Source organism: Pseudonocardia wallangbongensis, assembly GCF_054486945.1.
This window is the reverse complement of sequence record NZ_JBRERS010000004.1, coordinates 102,346-124,615: the sequence shown is the minus strand read 5'-3', so window position 1 is coordinate 124,615 and position 22,270 is coordinate 102,346. Positions and strand designations below refer to the sequence as shown.

Below are 22,270 nucleotides of genomic sequence, written 5' to 3'. Positions count from 1 at the left end.
GTGCGGCCATCAGACGTCTCCGAGGGGGTGCCGGACGACCTGCACGGAGAAGTCGTCGGAAAGGCTGTCGAAGCAACCGAGAAGCTGGAGCCGCAGGGTGAACGCATCGAGGTTCGCGCTCGCCGCACCCCTGGCCTCGGCCCCGTCGAGGAACGCCGGTGGGCGGTCGATGAGGATGCCGAAGCGGTGCCGCAGCCCGTCGAGTACCTCGCGTAGCGGCATCCTCTGTCGGGTGGCGACGCCATCGGGCTCGACGAACAGGGCGAGCAGGAGCGCGGTCAGCAGCTCGTCGGTGGGGGCGTAGCGCCACGAGCGCCGGCTGCGGACCGAGCCGCGCAGGATGCCGTAGGGCTTCTCCAGCCCACCCACCGACCAGAACCACAGCACGGCGTTCTTCACGGCCCTCGCCTCGTTGACATGGGCGAGGATGTCGAGGAGTTTGTCGACCTCGCTCTCCTCGCTCGCCTGCACGCGCTCGAGGAACTCCAGCTCGGGTTCCGTTGCATCACCGGTCGACGTCGCCTCGGCGACGATGTCGTCGATCCTGCCCATCGCGTAGGTCTCGACGCGCCGATGGCCGCGCAGCGACACGAGATGGGCGAGCTTCTCCGCGCTGGTCAAAGCGGCGTGGCAGTCAGGCGCCCCCGGGATCCGCGGCAGCGCCTGCTCGATCACCGCGAACGCCATGCGGTCGCGGAACGCGAGTCGCACGCGGTCGAGATCCCGCTCCACGCAGCGGCGGGACATCCGGTCGGACTCGGATCCGAGCTCACCGGTGAAGTCGCAATACAGCTCCACGGGCGATGCGGGAGCCCGCCCAGGCGTCATGTCGGGTGGGCAGTCGCCAGTACGAAGCAGCTCCCGGGCAGCCGCGTCGGCGCGGAGGCTGAACGTGAAGACACCCAGCGACATCAACGCGGCGAAGCCGGACATCAACGATGGGACCGGAAGCCGATTTCCGTAAGTGCGCATGTGGGCGATCAACATCGCGCCCAGATCTGCCGTCACGCCCGGCAGCGGGCTGTCCGGCGCAGCAGCGTCGATCGCTCGCGCGTCGGCCATCTCGAAACCCTCGAGGAACCGGAACTCGAGCAGCGCACCGATGTCGAGCTTCTCGGGTTCGGCCAGCTGCGGCTCCCACCGCGGCTCGGGACCGATCGTGAGCCCCCGGCCCACGGTGCGCGTGACGAGTTCGCGAAGCTGGGCGCGCACCGACGCTGATCCGGTTGCGCCGTGACGCTCCAGCTCGGCGAGTAGGAGCCCGTAGATGACATCGTCGAGACCGCGGTGCCGATCCCGTTTGGTCGGCAATCCGGCTCGATAGGCGGCCAGAGTCAGCGGCGCGACACCCAGCATCTGCTCGCCTGTCTTGGCACCTCGGGACCGAGACATGTCGACAACGCACGAACGCAGCCAGCCGTCCAACAACGCAAGATCACGCTCCGACGCGAAGCCGCGGACGAACCCACCATCGAGCATCGCGTTTCGGTATCCGACGAAGTCGGCCGGCTGTGTACGCGAGCGGCTCGATCGGCCACCCTTCACGCACATCTCGAACAGCTGCGGCAGCACCCGATCGGTGTCCGCGTCCATCAGGGAGAACACGGTGAGCGGCCGGTACTGGTAGATCCGCAACGGCTTGGGCAGCGAGATGCTCACTTCGACCTCCGCATGATCGCGCCATCCGCGGCAACGCCGGCGACCACCGAGCTGCCGGAACCGTCGACGATGCGCACGGTCTGCGCCGGCTCCAGCCGCAGCCGGTTGCCGAAGCCTTCGATCTCCTGCCGCAGGGCGGCGGACGCGGCGTCGCCAAGCACCTCACCGTCGGCTGAGCGCAGCAGCAGTTCGGCGGTGTCCAGCGTGATCCGCAACCGGGCACCGGAGCGGTGCCGCAGCTCGAGCTGGTCGGGGAAGGACTCGACGTACAGGGCTTCCGCGGTGGCACTGCGCAGCTCGAACTCTGACGCGTGCAGCTCCTTGATGACGACGATCGAGCGAACGGCTGGGTCTTCGAACACGCGGTCTCGCAGCGCGAGCGTGCCCTCGTCCGGATAGCCGACGAACGCGAGGACGCGCGACACCCCGAGCAGCATCCGGGGCAAGGCAGCCGCGGGGTCGTCCAATGCGTCGAGGTAGGCGTCCAGATAGCGGTAGCTGCGCACTTCGTGCCTCGCGCCGGACGCATCCCAAGCGCCGAAGAAGAGGGCCCGCTTGATGCGGGTCATGGCGGATGTGTCGAGGGACGCGAGGTCCGGCACGAGGTCACGACGGGCCCGGGCGGCCCGGGCCGCCCCCGGGGAAGGTAGGCCAGCAGGATCGAGATCCGCCCATTCGCGCACGAGGTAGTCGCCGCTGTCGGTGTCGAAGGCGAGGTCGAACGCGCGCCGTCCGAGCGCGGGATCGATCCCCCTCGCGACGTCGTCGTGGACGCTCTCGCACGAGGTGTCGCCGGTGATCAGCCAACCGAATGCGGATCGGACATCGCGAACCGTCGCCCGTCGCCTGCGTCGCAGATGGCTGGTGAGCAGCAGCTCCGAAACCGCACGACGCGCCCGGCCGGACCGCAGCTGCTCGGCGTTCGCCCGGATCGGACAGGCATCGCGGGCCTTGCAGCCGCCACAGATCTCCCAGCGGTGCAACGCGGTGAGCGAGGAGAGGATGCCGGCACCCAGCGCGGGGCGGTCGAGATCGGGAAGGGCAAGGGCACGGCGCTTGAGGTCGACGAGCACGACGCGCGCGTCCGTTCTCGGTGCACTACCGCGCAGCTGGCGCTCGAGTTCGCGGGTGATCTCGGGGTAGCGATCGCGATGCTCTGCGCAGAACTGCGCGATCCGGCCATCGTTGGCGGCCAGGAGCACGGTCTGGGCGGAGGAGCCATCGCCCGGATCGAGGGCCTGGTGCAGCAGCCCATCGGAAGAAAGGTCGCCGTGGGACTCCGACGCGTCGTAGACCGCGACGAACGTGCGCCCGCCGACCCGTTTGCGCCAGCCTGCCGCGTCCTCGTGCACCGCTGTGGCGCCTGCCTGCTCGAGAGCGACACCGACCCGGACCAGGAACGAGGTCTTGCCGTCGCCCGGGTTGCCCGACAGCACGACGACGTCGAGCTGGCCGCCAAGGATGGCCGGTAGCAGCTCAGCGTCGAGGCGCGTCGTGGCGTATGTGTCCTGTGCGAACGCGTCGTCGAGGCCCCGGTTGCCCGCGTTCCCGATCGAGCTGTGGCGGTAGAGCCCCCGCAAGGCGTCGACAGTCGGGTTGACCACCCGCTGCCCGGGTGCGGGGGCGGTGTCGCTCGCCCGGAGCAGGACCTGGGCGAACGCCGCCGCGTCCCGCGGTCGCTCACCGGGATCGAAGGCCACAGCGGCGTAGAGGGCGTCGAGAAGGGCTCGCCCGTACCGCTGGAAGTGCTCGGCGGCGGGCGGGATGAGCGTGCGCCGCTCGTCGAGCCCGGCGCCGGCGTACGGGAGCCGGCCGAGCATCGCTTGCAGCACGGATGCTGCAGCGCTGTAGATGTCCGCTGCCGGTGACCACTGCCGGCGTGCCCACACCTCCGGCGCCGTGTACGGCGGGGAGCCGACGGCCGACCGGGCCGTATCCGCCTTCGCCGCCAACCCGAAGTCGATCAGCATCGCGCGGCCGTCGTCCCGGACGATGATGTTGTTCGGGCTGACATCCCGGTGGTACAGCGACTGGGAGTGGGCATCGGCGAGCCCGCTCAGGACGTCGACGGCGATCCGCCGGGCGTCCTCCCGATCGAGCAACCGGCTCCCCGCAACGAGATCGTGCAGCGTCTGGCCGCGGACGTACTCCTGCACCAGCACGCCGGGTTCGGGGTGCGGCAGCCGATCGTCGACGCGGGCGCAGTGATGGCTCCGCAGCAGCCGCGCGTTGTCGAACTCGGCCTTCACCTGCTCCGCGCTGACCCGCTCGGGTCGGAGGAACTTCAGCGTGCGGTGCTCGTCGAGGTTCTCGTCGAAGGCCAGCCATGTCGTGGCCCAGGCGCCTTCGCCGAGCTGGCGCACCAACCGGTACCGGCCTGCGACCATCGCGCCTTCGGTCGTCGGCTGGTGCTGCTTCGGTCTGGGTGAAGGTGCCGGCGACAACGCGGCCGACGCCTGCGCGGCGGTGAGTCGCTCGCCCGCATCGAGGGAGAGGCAGCGCGCCAGCACGTGCCCGACCTCGGGATACTCCGTCGCCCGTTGGCGGGCGATGTCATGCTCCGGCATATCGCTCGCGTCGCCGTGCAGCCACTGGACCAGGCACAACGCCAGGCTGTAGACGTCGTCGGCCGGCTGGTGCATCGCCAGCGGAACCCCGGGCGGCCGGAACCCGGACGATGCGTGCTCGTCGTCGAGCGCCGGCGCGATCGTCTCCGTCGACGGCAGGTGAGCGCGCCCGAAGTCGCGGAACCGCACCCGGCCCGCGGACGTCACCTCGATGCTGCGTAGTTGCAGCGCCCGGTGGGTGATCTTCAGATCGTGCACGTCCGCGAGCGCGGCGAAGGCGTCACGGACGATCGGGACACCCTGTTCGGCTGGGCGACGCTCGTTCTTTGCGCTGGCCGCGAGCTTGCCCAAGCTCGTGCCGTCCATCGCGACGATCACGGGCGTGACGCGGTAGCCCTCCCAGTCGAACCAGCCTTGGACCCGCCACGTGCGCTCCTTGGCAGCGAGCGCAGCGAGCGCATCGTGCTCCCGGGTGGCGAGCAGACGAGCCTGCTCCTGGTCGGCCGCAGCGGCGATGGGCACGCACGTCAAGAACGCGCCCTCGCCTGCTGGGGTGCGGGCCGGAAACACCCGCGCGTTGCCCTGTGGCGTCGCCTCCGCGAGCACCTCGTACTGCATGATCTGCGCCGGCGCCTTCTCGGCACCGCGCTGTTTCAGGCCGAGCAGGAAGGTCATCAGCTGCTGGCGCAGCGGTTCCATCGCCGTCGCAAAGCCGTCGTCGAGACTGGTCAGGACCTTCCCGGCGTCGTCGAGGCGAAGGACCACGTGCTCGCCCAGGTCAGCGTTGTCCTCGAGCACGAGGTGGTCGTGGGACAGGACGACGTGAGCGAACACCGGCTTCCTGCCCCTCGGCAGCCGGCCGAGCGCCTGCGACCAGCCCGGGACCTTGAGCTTGAGCCTTCCCGCCAGAACCCGGGCCGCGTGCGCGACCTGGTTGGCGGGGCTGTGCCGCGGCGAGCCGTTGACGTACCAGGAGACCTCACCGGTGACGACGTGCTTGCCCCACGCCTTCTCCTCGCACACGAACACCGCGCGGTCGCCCACTACCACCAGGTCGAGGTCGACCGTGCCCATTCCGCTGGGCACGCTCCGACCTGCGACGACGTCCCAGTGCTGGGGAAGGCTCTCGGCAAGCCGACGGGCCGCCTTCTCCTCGCCCGGACCGTGCCACTCGCTGAGAACGTGCAGCCGTGCCACTAGCGAGCCTCCCGTTCGGTACGACCGCGGACGTGCAGGGGTATGTCGGGCCGCACCTCGGCCTCGTCGAAGGTCATCGCATCCCGTCTTGCCACCGGCGGCTGGGGACGCCGGAGTCGGAGGCGAGGTCGGACGACCGCCATGTGTGCACGCCGTCCCCTGCCCGTGTTCGCACCTGGGGTCGACGAGTAGCCACCCAGCGTTACTCGGCGCTGGCTGGCCGTGTCGGCTGTGACGGCCGCCCCCACTCGTGCCGCGGCCCGCCATCTCAGGTTCGCCAGATGCTCAACATGCCTCCAGCCCATTGAATCGAGCGGCGTTGGCGTACTCGTACTCCCGGCTACCGCTTGGAGGAACAACCAAGCAGGCGCTGTCGAACCAGAAGGCGACAAGAACCTTGACCTGCTGGGGCGACGCACACCCATTACGGATGACGGCCCGGGCGAGGCCTACTTCAGGGTGCTCATCCTCTGCGCTCACGCAAACGGGAGGCAGCTCCGAGGCAGCCCGACGATAGCCCGCGTCGAGCACGAACCCGTCCGGGTCGATCGATCGGTCCACGGCAATCTTCGCACCCGGTTCCGCGACGGCCACATCCCTCGCCCACGACACCTGGAGAACCAGTAACGACACCATAGTCAGCAGCACGGAAAATGACGCACGAAAACCTGACACAAAGTGCATTGAGATCTCGCCTTCGACAATTGCTACCGGAAGGTTTATCCCAGATCTTCGAAGCGCTCGTCGAGCGCAGGATCCCCACCCTCAGCGACATCCAGCGCGTGTACTTCCCGAGCCAGCTGATCGAATTCGGAGCGCTTGATCACCGTGAGCCATTCGGGCTCGAAAACGCTCTGCTCAGCGAGCGTGTGCTGGCGGCGTACCCAGTCGACCAGGATGTGTCGAGGGCCGACAGAGATAACCATCCCCGGATGGCTCCGCCGCAGAGGAACCGACGTCCTGAGACTCTCGCGAGGAGGGGTCCATCTGACGAACGCGCCCTCCGCAAGCTGATCATCCACGAGCGGGCCTCGATGTCATGCGGCAGCCGAACACTCGATCCACGTCTCCTCCAGACCGCCCACAGGGTATGCCGTGATCACGCTGTACTCACCGACGACCACCACCACCGCCTTGGCGCCGAAGCTCCAGGAGTACTCGGTGCGCCCCTTCCCAGGGCTCGGCTTTCCATTGACGATCGCGTTCGCCATGCAGTTGAGCGCGTCACCCCAGTTCGGGACATCGTGTTTGATCTCGATGTGCACCGCCCCAGTGGTCTTGCCGTTGCCGCACAGCAGCTCTACCGGATCCGTCATCGTCGGAACGGACATGAAGTACCCGTCCTGGTACTCGGCAGGCACGTCGGCCTCCCTGTTGGCTTGATCGATGTTGACCACACCGCAGGCTCGAACAGCGTCGTCGGCGCGAACATGGCGCAGCACAGCAGCGGCAGACGGAGCAGCACCGAGCGACACCATCAGCACTCCGCATGCGACACATGCAAATACGCTCGCGAAGAGCAGGCGCCGAGATCGGCGACGGTGCAACTTGTCAATCCAGCGTCGTTGCACCATCAACCCCCATCGGTACCGCGTTCACGAAGATCTCGCGCCCGCAAATACTTCGCGACTGCACCCAATCGTGCGTGCGCAAGAGTAGCAGGGGAAATCCATGACACGCTGAAGTTGCCCAGAAACGTTTGCAGTTGTGAACGCCCGCTCCCGCTGCGCACGAACTCGGCCGGACCATACGAACCAGCCCTTGTGGCGTGCCAAAACGAGCAATAGTCAAGACCTGTGGATGAAGATCTTTAGGCGGCTTCCGGTTGGTGGTGGTCGTCGGGTCGCTCGACGAGGGTGCCGTTGACGAACGTGGCGCCGGCGCGGACGAGCGCGACCAGGTGCGGGCCGTTGACCGCGCGCCAGCGGTCCTGAGCAGCCTCGATGAGCTTGAACGCCATCGCCAGCCCGGCCGCCCGCGAACCCGGCCCGCGGGTGATCTTCGTGCGGTGCCGGACGGTGGCGAATGTGGACTCGATCGGATTGGTGGTGCGCAGGTGGATCCAGTGCTCGGCCGGGAAGTCGTAGAACGCCAGCAGCACCTCAACATCGGCGGTGATCTTCGCGACCGCTTTGGTGAACTTGGCTCCGTAGGCGGCCTCGAACGCGTGGACGGCGTCGTGGGCGTGGCGGCGGTCCTCGGCGTTCCAGATCTCGGCCAGGGCCTTCTTCGCCCCGGGATGCGCGGACTTCGGTAGCGCCCCGAGCACGTTGGCGATCTTGTGGAACCAGCATCTCTGCTCGCGGGTCTGCGGGAAGACCTCGCGCAGCGCGCCCCAGAAGCCGAGCGCGCCGTCCCCGACCGCGAGCACGGGGGCGCGCATCCCGCGACGGGCGCAGTCGCGCAGCAGATCCGCCCACGACTGCGTGGATTCGCGGTAGCCGTCGGCCAGCGCGACGAGTTCCTTGCGTCCGTCGGCACGCACCCCGATCAGCACGAGCAGGCACAGCTTGTGCTCCTCGAGGCGGATGTTGACGTGGATGCCGTCGGCCCACAGATAGACGTAGTCCACGTTCGACAGGTCGCGGGCGGCGAAGGCGCGTTGCTCGCCCTTCCAGGTCTCGGTCAGCTTCGTGATCACCGGCCCGGACAGTCCTGCGGTCGAGCCGAGGAACTGCCCGAGCGCGGGCACGAAGTCACCCGAAGACAATCCGTGCAGGTAGAGCAGCGGCAACACCTCGGTGACCTTCGGGGTCTTGCGGCACCAAGGCGGCAGGATCGCGGAGGAGAACCGGCGGCGTTCACCGGTGTCGGGGTCGGTGCGCCGGTCGTTGACCCGCGGCACCGTGACCTCGACTGCGCCGGCGCTGGTGAGCACCTCGCGGGACTGGTGGGTGCCGTTGCGCACCACCAGCCTGCGCCCGTCGGCGTCACGCTCGTCGGCGAACCGGGCGATGTAGTCGTCGACCTCGGCCTGCAACGCCTCGGCCAGCATCCGGCGAGCGCCCTCACGAACCAGGTCGTCGATCAACGAGCCGCCGCCGTCCCGGCGGGGTTCATCAGCGCCGGCAGCTCCAGGAACTACGGTGAGCACGGGTCGTACCCTTCCGACCGGCGTTGGCGCGCCGATCTTGCTTGAGAGCCTCAAGATCACCGGGAGGGTACGACCCCTCCAGGTCATCCACAGGTTTCAAGCATTGCTCGCCAAAACGCGTCCGTATTACAGCCCTGCTCGGTCGAACCGGTCGATCAAGCTCGACTTGCGCACGTGCCGGACCCGTAACTCCCCCACCCGACGCGCGACCTCGGCCGCCCCGACCACGTCCTGAAGGTCCTCCAGCAGGTCCACCGCACGGTCGTACTCGGCCGGCTTCTTCGTCTCGATCAGCGCATCGACCCGCGCCCACACCCGATCGCCTTCGGCCGCGAGCGTGGCCAGCCTGCGGGCACGCTTGGCGGCGCGCTCGCGCTCCCGTTCCTCTGCCGCCCGCCGCTTGCGTTCCTCCTCGGCGCGAGCCCGGTCCTTCCAGCGGGTCTCGGCGGCGACTCGCAGCTCGCCCGCTGTGCGCCGACCAGGCTGAGTCGGGCTCGCACCGCGGAATCGGCGCAACAGGCCGGCGCGCAGATGCGGGTCGTCGCCGCGCAACAGCGTGAGCAGGGCGGCATCCTTCTCCGGGGCCGGCAAGCTCGCCACCCACCCGGCCATTTCCTGCGTCGGCGGCTTCGCCGCCGGGGCGCCTTTGGCCACGGCAAGCAGGTCCGGGTCGATGCGCAGGAACTCGGCGACGGCCCTCTGCGACGCCGTGAGCTTCCCGAGGCCCGCCGGGACGGGCGGCTCCATCTCCTCATCCGGGACCTCGTGCTCCTGGACGCAGAGCAGCCAGGCCAGGTAAAGCGGCCGCAGGTCGCCGGCGATCAGCTCCGCCCGCACCGGGACGACGGAGGACAGCCGGCCCTCACCGCCCCGCTCGAGCTCGTCACCCTCCTCGTCCTCGGAGATCAGGTCGATCACGACGTGCTCTCCGCTGACGCGGGCGCTCGCCCCGTCCCCTACGCAGTAGCGCTGCGCCGTCGGCAGATCAAGCAGCAGCGAGGGCACCCGGAGCGACAGCCATCGGCTGCCCCAGTTCGCGAGGTAGAGGAACGCGTCGTAATAACGCTCCATCAGCACCCGCGGGTTGCCGCGAAAGTTGCCCCACTCGTAGGTGTTCACGAAACTCGTGGGCGTGATGTGCGCACGCGTCGACAGAGTGCGGACCTCATCGAGTTGGCGCTCGTCCAGCGGCCGATCGATGGCCACGAACTCGTAGTACTGGTACTCGCTCACGCCTCACACTTTCACGGCCCGGGCGGACCGTGGCGACCCCCGCGAGCGCGAACTCCTCGCCTCGTCGATCACGACGTCAGGTCCATCCGATCCGTGCGGAGCAGCCGCTCCGCCGACCGCTCCGCCTCTACACGCACCTGCGCGTCGAACACCTGCCTGGCGGCCTCCATCCGGTCGGTCTCCGGGCGGGTGGCGAGCACCGCGGGCTCGAGGTGCTCGGTGTGCACGAGCGAACAGGTCTGGATGGTGCGGGTGAGGCGTTCGAGCAGGGAACGGGCGGGACGCGCGGGGTCGAGCACCGTGAAGCGGGCCTCGTCAGCCGGGTCGTCGGCGGGCTCGGGATCACCAGGGAGGATCATCCCGCGCGCCGCCAGCATCGCCGTCCGGACGAGGCACTGCACCGCCGCGATGGGAGGGTTCCCGAGCCGCAGGAGATCGAGCACCACCTGGGCGGTGGTGACGTCGAACGATTCGATGGCGTCGGCCGCATCCAGGACCGCCGCAGCGTCATCCCAGCCCGTGACGACGAGCGTGACGTCCACCGCGGCCTGCAGCCAATGGGCCGCCGCGACGGCGGCGGCCGTCGGCTCGACCTCGGTGAACAGGCGTTCGCTGCCCATCGGGACCTCGTACAGCAGCCGGTCGGCCTCGACGATCTGAACGGGTGAGGCGTCGAGCCGGGACAGCTCCACCGCCTGCCGGGCTCGCCCGGAGAGGTCGCCGCGCAGCGCGCGCTCGACGCTGTCCAGCTCCTCGGTGAGGTCGGCGAGCACGGCACGCGTCACCCCTGCGCTGCCGACGGCGGCCAGCCACCGCCCGGCTTCGTTCGCGCTCTCGAGCAGCGGGTCGCCCTCGCGGAACAGGAGACCGGCACGGGGCTGGTGCGGTTTCCGCACCGCGCGAAGCGCCTCGGCGGGTTCGAGATCCACGAGCCCCGGGTCGCTGTATCCCCACCACGCTGCCTCCGACACATCGGACAGTGCCCTGGCCAGGCGCACGCCGTCGCGCCTCGGCGTCCGGGCGTGCAGGCGGGCCACCGGGCGAACGACAGCACCGATGCCCGTCTCCCAGACTGCGAACAGTTGCCCCGTGGCCGAATCGTCGTATGCATAGGTCGTCACAGCGGCAGGATGACCGCTGCACGCATGATCCCGTGGCCGAACGGCGAAGAAGACCGACCGCTACCGCCCCCCGAACTCCGCCTTCCGCTTCTCCGCGAACGCCCGGACCCCCTCCACCCCATCCGCCGTCCGATAGAGGCCGAGCAGCAGCTCCCGCTCCACCGTGAACCCCGACTCCGTCCCGGCGGCCCGCACCGCGGTCTTCGCCGCCGCCAGCGCATGCGGAGCCCGCGAGGCGAGCTCCCCGGCCCAGGCCAGCGCGTCGGGCACCACATCGTCGGCGGGACGAACCCGGTTGACTACACCGAGCCGCTGCGCCTCGCCCGCGTCCAGCCGCCCCGCGGTGAGGATCAGCTCGAGCGCGCGGTGCACGCCGACCAGCCGGGTGAGGCGCTGGGTCCCACCCCAGCCGGGGATGAGGCCCAGCTCGGTCTCGGGGAGGCCGAGAGCGGCGCCCTCCGATGCGACGACCAGGTCGCAGGACAGCACGACCTCGAACCCGCCGCCGAGGGCGAGGCCGCGCACCGCCGCCACCGTTGGTACCGGCATCTCCGCGATCCGGCGGCAGACCGCACCCGCGGTCTCGGCGATGGTGCGCAGCTGCACGGGTGGGGCGTCGACGTAGCCGCGGATGTCGGCGCCCGCGGAGAACGCTCGCGGCCCTCCGGTGAGGACGACGGCCCGGACGTCACGGTCGGCGGCCACGCGCACCAGGTGCGCGTCGAGCTCGGTGAGCATCGGGAGGTCGAACGCGTTCAGCTTCCGCGGCCGGTTCAGGGTCAGCAGCTCGACGGCGCCGTGACGCTCGGCGCGGACGGAGGGTTCCTCAGTCACGGACAACTCCCCTCGCCACCAGCGCATCGATCTGCTCGGGGGTGAGGTCGAGCCCGGCGAGGACGTCGCGCGTGTGCTCACCCAGCGCGGGTGGGAGGGACCGCAGCCCGGGCCGCTCTCCGTCGTAGCGCACGGGGTGCCCGAGCACGGCGACCTCCCCCGCGTCCGGGTGCTCGAAGCGCAGCACCGACTCGTTGTGGCGCACCTGCGGGTCGTCGACGACCGCCGCGTAGTCGTTGACCGGCGCGAACCACACCTTGCGCTCGGTGAACAGATCCTCCCACTCCTTGGTCGTTCGATGGACGAGGTGGCTCGCGACCCGCTCGTTGATCTCCTCGCGGCGGGCCAGCACCTCGTCGTCGCCGACCGTCGCGAACCACGGGTCGTCGAGCACCGCCGCCAGCGCGGGCGGGGCAGTGATGGACACGCAGATGTGCCCGTCGGCCGTCGGGAAGACGCCGTAGGGCGCCTTGTAGTACATCGACGAGATGCGCGACGGGCTGCGCTCGCCGCGGAACCCGTTGAGGAAGTAGGCGAGCGGCTCGATCTGCAGGTCCAGAGCGGCGCTGAGCAGGTTGCTCTCGACCAGGCAGCCGCGCCCGGTGCGCTCCCGCCCGTGCAGCGCGGCCAGGATGCCGAGCGCCCCGAGGACCGCGCCGTGCTGGTCGACGACCGAGGCACCGACGGGCGTGGGCGGGACGTCGCCGCCACCGGTGGCGTGCGCGAGCCCGGACAGCGACTGGATCAGGACGTCCTGGCCGGGACGGTCCTTGTACGGCCCGTCCGAGCCGTACCCGGAGAGCGAGCAGTACACGAGCCGCGGGTTGAGCTCCTTCAGCGACTCGTAGCCGAGCCCGAGGCGCTCCATCGTGCCGGGGCGGAAGCTCTCGATCAGGACGTCGGCCCCGGCCAGCAGCTTGCGCAGCACCTCGACCGACTCGGGCGCCTTCATGTCGATGCTCAGGCTGCGCGCGTTGCGGTTGCCCAGCAGGAAGAAGACGCTCTCGCCGTCGAGGTAGGCGTCCGGGCCCGACCAGCCGCGCTCGAACGCGCCGCCGGTCGGCTCGACCTTGACCACGTCGGCGCCGAGGTCGGCGAGGATCTGCGTGGCCGAGGGGCCCTGCAGGAAGTGGGTGAAGCTGAGGACGGACACGCCCGAGAGCACGACCGGTCTCCTTTCGGGTGGGTCAGAGGGCCGGGACGCGCACGTCGTGGGCCTCGTCGACGCTCTCCAACGAGATGCCCTTCGTCTCCCGCGCGAAGGCCACCGCGACCGTGGAGATGACGGCCGCGACCAGCAGGTACACCGCGATCGGCGCGGACGAGTCGTACGCCCGCAGCAGCGACGCGGTGATGAACGGCGCCAGCGACCCGGCGAAGATCGAGGTCATCTGGTAGCCGAAGGACACCCCGGAGTACCGCATCCGGGTCGGGAACATCTCGGCCATCATCGCCGGCTGTGGCGCGTACATGAGCGCGTGCACGACGACGCCGAGGACGAGCGCGACCACGATCAGCACGTCGCTGCCGGTGTCCATCAGCGGGAAGCCGACGAACCCCCAGCCGCACATCAGCACCGAGCCCGCGAGGAAGACGGGCCGGCGTCCGATGCGGTCGGCGAGGTCGCCGAACAGCGGCACGATCGCGAGGTGGATGACGTGCACGATGACCAGCAGCAGCAGGATGTCGGTCGTGCTGCTCCCCACCTCGATCGACAGGTAGGTGATCGAGAACGTGACGACGACCTGGTAGAGGATGTTCTCGGCCACCCGGGCGCCCATCGCGACGAGGATGCCCCGCGGGTAGCGGCGCACGACCTCGAAGACACCCGCGTTCCGCACGGCCTCTGCCTTCGCCTTCTCGACCGCCTGCAGGAAGATCGGTGCGTCCTCGACCTGGGTGCGGATGTAGTACCCGATCAGCACGATCACCGCCGACGCCCAGAACGCGACCCGCCAGCCCCACGAGAGGAACGCGTCCTCGGGCAGCGTGAAGGCCAGCGACAGCAGCACGATCGTCGCCAGCAGGTTGCCGACCGGCAGGCCCGCCTGCGGCCAGCTCGACCAGAACGCGCGCCGCTCCGGCGGGCTGTGCTCGCCCACCAGCAGGACGGCACCGCCCCACTCGCCGCCCACGGCGAAGCCCTGCACGAAGCGCAGCACCACCAGCAACGCCGGAGCCCCGTAGCCGATCGCGTCGAAACCGGGGAGGCAGCCGATGAGGAACGTGGCGGCCCCGACCAGCAGCAGGCTCACCTGCAACAGCTTCTTCCGCCCGTACCGGTCGCCGAAGTAGCCGAACACCATGCCACCGAGCGGGCGGGCGACGAAGCCGACCGCGTAGATGAGCAGCGCGTTGATGACCCCGTCGAGCCGGTTGCCCGTGCTGGGGAAGAACAGCGCGCCGAAGACCAGCGCGGACGCGGCCGAGTAGAGCAGGAACTCGTACCACTCGGCGACGGTGCCGGCCATGGAGGCGGCGATGACCTTGCGCAGCTTGGTGGGGGCAGGGGAGGGTCGACTCACGGAGGGCTCCTTCGCCATGTGGTCGGGGGAACGGACGGGTCAGAGAGCGCTTCCGTGCTCCCGCATCACCGCGCGGACGTCCGCGCCGTCGATCTCGCGGTAGCGCAGCGACTTGCGCAGCGACACCGACGTCGCGACCGCAGCCGCGTGGCCGTACTCGAAGCACTGCGCGGTGACGCGGGCCGACGCGAGCGCCTCGTGCTCCGCGGACAGGCAACGGCCCGCGGTGATGACGTTCTCGCCGGTCGCGGGCACGAGGGCGAGGTAGGGGACCTCGTAGACGTCGCCGAGCAGCCACTCCAGTCGCGGCCGGTCCCCGCTGTGCAGCTCGATCGGCCACGGTGACCGGACGACGCCGTCGGGGCGCTTGCGGCAGCCCAGGACGTCGTCGTTGCGGAGGGTCTCCGCGCCGACGATGGAGCGGGTCTGGCGGATGCCCGCCTCGACGCCGGTGTCGACGACGTGGGCGCCGGCGCATCCGGGGACGTGTGCGCGCAGGAACGCCGCGTAGTCCCGGACCTGGGCGCGGCCGAGCATCTCGGCCTCGGTGAAGTCGGCGGGGTCGACGACGTTGAGCATCCGGCCGTCGCGCGCGGTCAGCCGGGTGGCGTTGACCAGCAGCTCGTGCGGCCGGGTGGTGCGGAAGATCCAGATCTTGGAGCGGGGCAGGTCCAGCCCGTCGTCGCGGGCGGCGATGATCGCCTCCGACACCCAGGGCGCGCAGATCGTGTCGCGGCCCCACGCCCGGTCGAACTCCGGCACGTCGACGTCGCCGAGCCGGAAGAACATCGTCGGGTTCTGGATGGAGCCGTCGGCGCCGAAGACGGTCCGGTGCCCCGCCCTCGCGACGACGGCGGCGTCCCCGGACGCGTCGATCGTGCGGGCCGCGCGGATCGTGGAGCGACCGGCCGTGGACTCGACGACGACGCCGTGGTGGGTCCCGTCCGCGTCGAGGAGGACCCCGACGACGGTGGTGTGCAGCAAGACGGTGACGCCCGCGGCCGTCAGCAGGTGGTCGGCGACCTCGCGCCAGACGAGGGGATCGTGCGCCTCGGTGAACGTCTTGCCGTAGAGCTGCGGGTCGGTGAGCCCGCCGCGTTCGCGCAGGAGCCCGCGGAAGCGCGCCGTGAACCCCTCGATCACGCGCCGACGTCCCTCGTCGGTCTCGGCGGCGAGGTAGGACCCGCAGATCGTCCCCGACATGCCCGCGACGGCGGCGCCGCCGCAGAAGCCGTACTTCTCGACCAGCACGACGGAGTGGCCCGCCTCGGCGGCGACCGTCGCCGCGGCGACGCCGGCCGCGCCGCCCCCGACCACCACGACGTCGACGTCGTGCAGCACGGGGAGCCCGGCGCCCCCGTCGCTCGTCAGGTGCCATCCGGGGAACTCGCCGACCGGTCGTCCATCACTCATATATCGGTTCTACATCGCTAGTATGGGCGCGGGCAAGAGGGCGGTGGAAGGAGCGGGGGCGTGGCGGAGCGGCAGAACAAGGCCGAGCAGGTCTACGAGATCCTGGAGGAGATGATCACGTTCCAGGAGCTCCCGCCCGGGGTGTCGGTGTCGGAGTCGAGCCTCATGGAGAAGCTCGGCTACGGGCGGACCCCGGTCCGGGAGGCCCTGCAACGGCTCGCGCGCGAGCGGATGGTGGAGATCCACCCCCACCGCGGCGTCTTCGTGGCTCCCGCCTCGGTCGAGGCCCAGTTCCGGCTGCTGGAGCTGCGCAGAGGGCTGGAGGAGATGGCCGTCCGGTTCGCGACCTACCGCGCGACCACCCGGCAGAAGGAGGCCATGCTCGCCCTGACCGTCGACCTGGACGGCTTCGTCGGCGAGGACGTGCGCGCGTTCGCCGAGCTGCTCAAGCGCTCGCACTCGATGGTCGTCGAGGCCGCGCACAACGACTACATGGAGCTCGCGATGACGCCGCTCCAGTCGTTGACCCGCCGGTTCTGGTTCGCGCACATCCCCGACGTGGCCGAGCACCTGCGCATCGCGGCGGACCTGCACGGTTCGGTCCTGCGCGCCGTCGCTCACGGCGACGAGGCCGAGGCCGTCGCCGCGTCACACCGTCTCAACGACTACCTGGTCGACCTCACCTATCGCGCCCTTGGTGGGCCCGCCACCCCGCGCACGGCCGGCTGACGTCGAACGCGGGGATACCTCCGACGACGTAGCGCGTCCCACGAGCGTGAGCACCGCGACGTAGGCCAGGAGTATTCGCCGTACGGACGCCCTCGACGCCTCCTCGGCGCAGCCTTCTCGTACCCGGTCGATCAGTTCCCGGCCGGCCGGCGAGACGGCCCGAGGAGACGGCGATGAGCACCCCCACCCAGCACCTGGCGCAGGCCCCGAGCCCTGGCCGGATCGCGCACGAGCTGGAGACCCGGCTGACCGGCCCCTTGCACCTGCCCGGCGACGCCGCGTACGAGCGGCAACGCGACAGCTTCCACGGCGCGCCGGCCGCGGTCATCGACGCCGAGACGGTTGCGGACGTCCAGGCCGCCGTCCGCGCCGCCCACGAGAACGGACTCCCGCTCACCGTGCTGTCCACCGGCCACGGCACGGTCGCCGCGACCGACGGCGGGCTGCTGCTGCGGACCTCGCGGATGGCGCAGGTACTGGTCGACCCCGACCGGCGCGTCGCGCGGGTGGGGCCGGGTGCGCGGTGGAGCGAGGTCGTCGCGGCCGCCGAGCCGTTCGGGCTCGCGCCGCTGTCCGGGGACACGCCGTCGGTCGGCGTCGTCGGCTACACGCTGGGCGGCGGGCTGTCCTGGCTGTCGCGCAAGTACGGGTTCGCCGCCGACAGCCTGATCAAGGCCGAGCTCGTCGCGGCGGACGGCCGCGTGGTCGTCGCCGACCGGCACCACCACCCCGACCTGTACTGGGCGATCCGTGGCGGGAGCGGCAACTTCGGGGTCGTCACCTCGCTGGAGCTGCGGCTCTTCCCGGTGCCGAGCGTGTACGGCGGCAACGCCGAGTTCGCGGTCGACGGGGCCGAGGGCGCGCTGCGCTACCTGGCTGAGCACGAGCTGCCCGACGAGCTGTCGGTCTCGGTGGTGGTCGGCAAGGAGTCGCTGACGATCCGCGCGGTGCACGCCGGGGAGAACGGACAGGACGCACTGCGGCCACTGCTGGACGCCGCCGGCACGCCGACCACGAGCACGTTCCGCGAGATGCGCTACTCCGAGGTCTCGACGATCGGGGGCACGCCGCCGATCACGTTCGCGATGTACGACGAGCTCTCGGAGGACACGATCAGAGCGGTCGTCGAGAGCGGCGTGACGGTCGAGGTCAAGCCGTGGGGCGGCGCGATCGCGCACCCGAACCACGACGACCCCGGCCCGGTCAGCCACCGCGACGCCCGGTTCGTCATGAAGATCGCCGCGCCGGCCGCCGACGCGATCACGGCCACGGCCACCGGCGGCTCGTTCCTCAACTTCCTGCACGACACGACGCGGACGCAGGACGCGTTCACGGCGGAGAACATCCGCCGGCTGCGGGAGGTCAAGACGGCGTACGACCCGGGGAACCTCTTCCACCGCAACCACAACATCGCGCCGCTCGGTGAACCCACGACGCCCGAGATCCGCTGACCGCAGCACGTCGGCCGACCATCCGCACGCCATCGACCGACATCCGCCTTCCGGAGAAGATGCGACCATGACGGAAAACGCTGACCGGTCTTCTGCCGTGATCGATACCACCGTGCCGCACTCGGCGCGGGTCTGGAACTACTGGCTGGGAGGCAAGGACAACTACGCCGTCGACCGACGCCCGTGTCCCCCACGGCGACGAGCCGGCGGGTGCTGGTGGTCGTAGGCGTAGGTCGTCATGCGCGCAGGATCGGCCGGACCGGGTGCTCCCCGCGGCGAAACGGCGAAAGTCGGTTGCAGGTGCGAATGTGGCGGGATGCGGATCAGCGTTTTCGGCTACATCGGCGACGGCCCGGCCCCCGTGGAGGGCTACGTGGAGCGGCTGCGCCGGGTGCGCGACGAGGGCTTCACGCGCTTGTGGACCGCGCAGCTCCCGCCCGACCCCGACCTGCTGACGATCCTGGCCGTGGCGACGCGGGAGGTCGAGGGCATCGAGGTCGGCACCGGGGTGCTGCCGATCCAGATGCAGCACCCGATGGCGCTGGCCCAGCGGGCCCTGACCGTCAACCTGGTCTCCGGCGGGCGGCTGCTGCTGGGCATCGGGATGAACCACCGTCCGGTCGTGGAGAACATGTGGGGGATGTCCTGGGACCGCCCGGTGAAGCAGATGTCGGAGTACCTCGACGGGCTGCTCCCGCTGCTCGCCGGCGACGCGGCCGACGCCGCGGGCGAGTTCACCACCACCCGGGGAGGCCTGCGGATCCCCGGCGCGCCGACGCCGCCCGTGTACGTCGCCGCGCTCGGGCCGCAGATGCTGCGGCTGGCCGGGCGCCGGACGGCCGGCACCGTCACGTGGATGACGGGGCCCCGCACGCTCGCCGAGCACGTCGGGCCGAGCCTGCGGGCGGCGGCAGGCGATCGGCCCGTCGAGGTCGTCGCGGCCCTGCCGATCTGCGTCACGGACGACGCCGCGGCCGCGCGGGCCGCGGCGGCGCGGGACTTCGCCGTCTACGGCACGCTCCCGTCCTACCGGGCGATGCTCGACCGGGAGGGCTGGGCCGGGCCCGAGGACGCCGCGCTCATCGGCACGGAGTCCGAGGTCGCGGCGCGGATCGACGAGCTGCGCGCGGCGGGTGTCGACGAGTTCACCGGCGCGCCGTTCGGCTCCACGGAGCAGCAGGCGCGCAGCCGGGCCCTCATGCTCACCTGTCGCCCGTGACGCCGGGCTGCTGTCGCGGGTGCTCGACCGCGATGATCCGGACGATGCGCTGGTACGGCGGTTCGAGCGGTGGGTCGACCTCGCCGAGCACCAGGCGGTACCGGTGGCCGGCCTCGATCGGCCCGTCCAAGGCCTTCCGGAGCCGAGGCGGCGTCATGACGACGTCGCGCGGGATGACGAGTTGGCCGCACTCGGCGGTGACCGCGACGGAGTTGATCCCCCAGTAGCTGGCGCCCTCGCTGACCTCGTTCACCGTGCACGACGTCACCCGGAATTCGGCGGCTTCCGTCCACTCCCCGGTGGCCCACAGCTCGGCCGCGTAGACGGCGACCGTCACCGGGACGAGAATCGCGAAGGCCCTCAGGACCTCGAACAACGTGCTGTGCTCCCGTTCGACCACGCAACCCCCAGGTTCCCCGTGCCGGTCGGGATGATCGAAGCAGAATGCGCTGACAGCGCACAGCGAACGTAGGCTTCCCGCCGTGGACGAGCTGGCATCGGTCGACGGCACCATCGGCCCGGCCGACGAGATGACGATCCCGATCACCGACGACGGGCTGCTGCGCGGGGACGGCGTGTTCGAGGTCGCCCGCCTCTACGCCGGGCGCCCGTTCGCGTGGGACGAGCACGTCGAGCGGCTCCAGCGGTCGGCGGCGAACGTCCGCCTGGAGTTCGACCTGGACGCCGCGCTGGCCGAGGTCGACGCGCTGCTCGCGCGGGTGGGGCCCGTCGACGGCGCGCTGCGGCTGCTGGTCACGCGCGGGGGGCGGCGAGTGGCCGTGGCCGGCCCGCTCCCCGACCGGCCGCCGGCCGTCACGCTCGGCACGATCCAGTACACGCCGACGCGGGTGCTCGACGCCGTCAAGTCGCTGTCGTACGCCGCGAACATGCTGGCGTCGCGGCTCGCGCGGGAGGCGGGCGCCGACGAGGCCCTCCTGGTGACGCCGCACGGCCGGGTGCTCGAGGCCCCGACCTCGGCGTTCTTCTACGTGCTCGACGGCCGCCTGCACACCCCGCCGCTCGCCGACCACATCCTCGACTCGATCACCCGGCGTCACGTGCTCGAGCTCATGGGGGCGACGGCGCGGGTGCTGCACTGCGACCAGCTCGTCGAGCTGGAGGAGGCGTTCCTCGCCTCGACGACGCGCGAGGTCCAGCCGGTGTCCGCGATCGACGGGCGGCCACTGCCCGTCACTCCGGGGCCGAGGACGGCCGCGGCCGCCGATGCCTTGAGGCGCCGCATCGAGGCGAGCTGACACGTCGCCGACCGCCCGCACCTTCTGCAGTGGGCGCAGCGCCATCGGATGCGCAGGAAGGACCGCCGCGCCGATGCGGAGAACTGGATCCGGTCGGGCGCTCAGGTGCGCATCCGGACATATCGCAAGCGCCACGGCGTGGACCACTACACCGCTTACGACGACCTGCGTGCGGCTCACCCCGGGCGACGAGCTGCGGGGCCGTCCGCCCGGACCCGGTGCCCAGACGTCGAGCGGAGCCGGGCGAGGAGTTCGGCTGGGTGATCGTCGGCGACCAGCGGATGTTCGTTGTCGGCCACACCCCGAACGGCGTGCCGTTCTGAATCCTGTCGGGGCCGCCCTCTAACCTCGCCGCCGACGGGTGACAGGAGGGGCCGAGGTGCACAGCGCGTTCACCTACCTCACGGTGGGCAAGTCCGAGCTGTACCGCCGGGTGATGCTCGCCTTCGTCGCCGCGAAGCGCCGCTTCACCGTGCACCTGCGTCCCGAGGACGTGCACGCGGCGCTCGGCGGCACACCCGATCTCGCCGCGGTCGCCGATGCGCTGGTGGCCCTCGAAGGCTGGGGCAACCTGCGGTCGGACCCCGACACCAGCCGCGTCACCACCGTCGAGGACTTCCACCGCGCCCGCTTCCTCTACCAGCTCACCCGGGAGGGCGAGGCCGCGGAGGAGGCGCTGGCCGTCTACGACGACGCGCTCGGCAGGCGGGGCGCGCTGCAGGCCGTCGCGCTCACCGACATCGCCACCCAGCTGCGCGCGCTGCTGGAGCTCGCCACGGGGCCCGACCCCGATCCGGCGAAGGTGCACCTGTCGCTGCGGGCGCTGGTCGACCGCTTCACCGATCTGGCCGCCAATGCGCAAGCGTTCATGGGGTCGCTGCAGCGCTCGATCGACCTGCACGACGCCGACGCGGAGGCGTTCCGCGCCTACAAGGACCGGCTGATCGACTACCTGCAGCGCTTCATCACCGATCTCGTGGCCACCGGCGCGGAGATCGCCGGGCTGGTCGCGCGCGTCGAGGAGGCCGGCGTGGAGGCGCTGCTCGACGTCGCGGCCCGCCGCGAGGCGTCCGATGCCGCCCCCGGAGCGGGCGCCGACGGCGCCGACCCGCGCGAAGTCGAGTTCGCCCGGGGCGCGGCGCTCTGGCGAGAACGCTGGGCGGGGTTCCGCGCCTGGTTCGTCAGCACGCCGCAGCATCCCAGCCAGGCCAAGCTGCTGCGCTCCCAGGCGCGGGCGGCCATCCCGCAGCTGCTGCACGTCGTGGCCGCGCTGAACGAGCGCCGCACCGGCCGGTCCGACCGGTCGGCCGACTTCCGCACGCTCGCCCTCTGGTTCGCACAGGCACCGGACGAGGCCGCGATGCACCGGTTGTGGCGCAGCGCGTTCGGCCTCTCCCCCGCCCGGCACCTCACGGTCGACGCCGACACGCTCGCCGCCCGTGCCGACGAGCCCGTACCCGCGAACACACCATGGGCGCAGGCCCCGCCGCTGGAGATCAGCCCGCGGCTGCGGCGCACCGGCAGTTACGAGCGGCGCGGCAGGCCCGCACGCATCACCGACCGATCCGCGGGGCGCCGGCACCTCGCCGAGCTGGCCGCGCAGGAGGCCGCGCAGCTGGCCGAGGCGCGGGCGGCGCTCACCACCGAGCGTCCGATCCGGCTCTCCGACATCGCGACGCTGGACGAGGAGCCGTTCCGGCTGTTCCTCGGCCTGCTCGGCGACGCGCTCACCGCCCTCACCCCGGGCCGTCGGGAGGTGTCCACCACCACGTCCGACGGGTCGATGGCGGTGCAGCTCACCGTGCTCGACCAGGCCGGCGAGATCGCCATCCGCACCCCGCACGGCGTGTTCCGCGGGCCCGACCACCTCGTCCACATCGTCGACCTCACGGCGGAGCGCGCGGAGCTCACGGCATGAGCGAGCTTGCGAGCGAATCATGTAACAGCGCCTGCGCGCTGCGTTATTTCCCGA

The 22,270-nt window shown here is 70.9% G+C and carries 17 protein-coding genes; 6 read left to right on the top strand and 11 right to left on the bottom strand.

The annotated features are described in order from the left end of the window. Positions 1 to 9: 9 nt before the first annotated feature. The 10 genes from mads7 to ACU436_RS15695 form a co-directional block, all read right to left on the bottom strand. Positions 10 to 1,659 (bottom strand): methylation-associated defense system protein MAD7, encoded by a 1,650-nt coding sequence (gene mads7 / locus ACU436_RS15740; RefSeq protein ID WP_459025910.1) that lies wholly within the window; start codon positions 1,657 to 1,659, stop codon positions 10 to 12. Continuing rightward, a complete protein-coding gene (locus ACU436_RS15735; protein WP_459025908.1) occupies positions 1,656 to 5,423 on the bottom strand; it encodes a protein kinase domain-containing protein in 3,768 nt (1,255 codons plus the stop codon). The genes mads7 and ACU436_RS15735 overlap by 4 nt, the downstream gene beginning before the upstream one ends. A 1,037-nt stretch (positions 5,424 to 6,460) precedes the next feature. Next, complete coding sequence (locus ACU436_RS15730) at positions 6,461 to 6,901, bottom strand: hypothetical protein (protein ID WP_459025906.1); 441 nt, start codon at positions 6,899 to 6,901, stop codon at positions 6,461 to 6,463. A 332-nt stretch (positions 6,902 to 7,233) separates the two neighbouring features. Next, positions 7,234 to 8,517, bottom strand: a complete 1,284-nt coding sequence (locus tag ACU436_RS15725) for an IS256 family transposase (protein ID WP_459025904.1) — start codon at positions 8,515 to 8,517, stop codon at positions 7,234 to 7,236. 126 nt (positions 8,518 to 8,643) lie between these two features. After that, positions 8,644 to 9,723 carry a hypothetical protein gene (locus ACU436_RS15720; RefSeq protein WP_459025902.1) on the bottom strand — a complete coding sequence of 360 codons (1,080 nt, stop codon included), beginning with the start codon at positions 9,721 to 9,723 and terminating at the stop codon, positions 8,644 to 8,646. Positions 9,724 to 9,818: 95 nt separating this feature from the next. After that, on the bottom strand, positions 9,819 to 10,871 hold the full coding sequence (locus ACU436_RS15715) for a hypothetical protein (protein WP_459025900.1): 1,053 nt from the start codon (positions 10,869 to 10,871) through the stop codon (positions 9,819 to 9,821). Between the two features lie 60 nt (positions 10,872 to 10,931). Then, positions 10,932 to 11,705, bottom strand: a complete 774-nt coding sequence (locus ACU436_RS15710; RefSeq protein WP_459025898.1) for an enoyl-CoA hydratase/isomerase family protein — start codon at positions 11,703 to 11,705, stop codon at positions 10,932 to 10,934. After that, positions 11,698 to 12,870 carry a CaiB/BaiF CoA transferase family protein gene (locus ACU436_RS15705; protein WP_459025897.1) on the bottom strand — a complete coding sequence of 391 codons (1,173 nt, stop codon included), beginning with the start codon at positions 12,868 to 12,870 and terminating at the stop codon, positions 11,698 to 11,700. The genes ACU436_RS15710 and ACU436_RS15705 overlap by 8 nt, the downstream gene beginning before the upstream one ends. Before the next feature lie 22 nt (positions 12,871 to 12,892). Then, positions 12,893 to 14,230: an MFS transporter gene (locus ACU436_RS15700; RefSeq protein ID WP_459025895.1), complete on the bottom strand. Its 1,338-nt coding sequence runs from the start codon at positions 14,228 to 14,230 to the stop codon at positions 12,893 to 12,895. Between the two features lie 39 nt (positions 14,231 to 14,269). Further along, positions 14,270 to 15,643, bottom strand: coding sequence for an FAD-dependent oxidoreductase (locus tag ACU436_RS15695; protein WP_459025893.1), 1,374 nt, complete (start codon positions 15,641 to 15,643; stop codon positions 14,270 to 14,272). Between the two features lie 60 nt (positions 15,644 to 15,703). On the opposite strand from ACU436_RS15695, the gene ACU436_RS15690 reads away from it, so the two are divergent. From ACU436_RS15690 to ACU436_RS15675, 4 genes are all read left to right on the top strand, one after another. After that, complete coding sequence (locus ACU436_RS15690; RefSeq protein WP_459025891.1) at positions 15,704 to 16,372, top strand: GntR family transcriptional regulator; 669 nt, start codon at positions 15,704 to 15,706, stop codon at positions 16,370 to 16,372. 173 nt (positions 16,373 to 16,545) lie between these two features. Further along, on the top strand, positions 16,546 to 17,823 hold the full coding sequence (locus ACU436_RS15685) for an FAD-binding oxidoreductase (protein WP_459025889.1): 1,278 nt from the start codon (positions 16,546 to 16,548) through the stop codon (positions 17,821 to 17,823). A 67-nt stretch (positions 17,824 to 17,890) separates the two neighbouring features. Next, entirely contained in the window at positions 17,891 to 18,049 is a 159-nt protein-coding gene (locus tag ACU436_RS15680; RefSeq protein ID WP_459025887.1) for an SAM-dependent methyltransferase, read from the top strand. A 90-nt stretch (positions 18,050 to 18,139) separates the two neighbouring features. Further along, positions 18,140 to 19,042 (top strand): TIGR03564 family F420-dependent LLM class oxidoreductase, encoded by a 903-nt coding sequence (locus tag ACU436_RS15675; protein WP_459025885.1) that lies wholly within the window; start codon positions 18,140 to 18,142, stop codon positions 19,040 to 19,042. Here the strand turns inward: ACU436_RS15675 and ACU436_RS15670 are convergent. Beyond that, positions 19,026 to 19,442, bottom strand: coding sequence for a hypothetical protein (locus ACU436_RS15670; RefSeq protein ID WP_459025883.1), 417 nt, complete (start codon positions 19,440 to 19,442; stop codon positions 19,026 to 19,028). The genes ACU436_RS15675 and ACU436_RS15670 overlap by 17 nt on opposite strands. Positions 19,443 to 19,524: 82 nt before the next feature. Here ACU436_RS15670 and ACU436_RS15665 point away from each other — a divergent pair, with 82 nt between their 5' ends. Together ACU436_RS15665 and ACU436_RS15660 are read left to right on the top strand one after the other, a co-directional pair. Continuing rightward, positions 19,525 to 20,298, top strand: a complete 774-nt coding sequence (locus tag ACU436_RS15665; protein ID WP_459025881.1) for an aminotransferase class IV — start codon at positions 19,525 to 19,527, stop codon at positions 20,296 to 20,298. A gap of 361 nt (positions 20,299 to 20,659) precedes the next feature. Beyond that, positions 20,660 to 22,216, top strand: a complete 1,557-nt coding sequence (locus tag ACU436_RS15660) for a TIGR02677 family protein (RefSeq protein ID WP_459025879.1) — start codon at positions 20,660 to 20,662, stop codon at positions 22,214 to 22,216. The last annotated feature ends 54 nt before the right edge of the window (positions 22,217 to 22,270 follow it).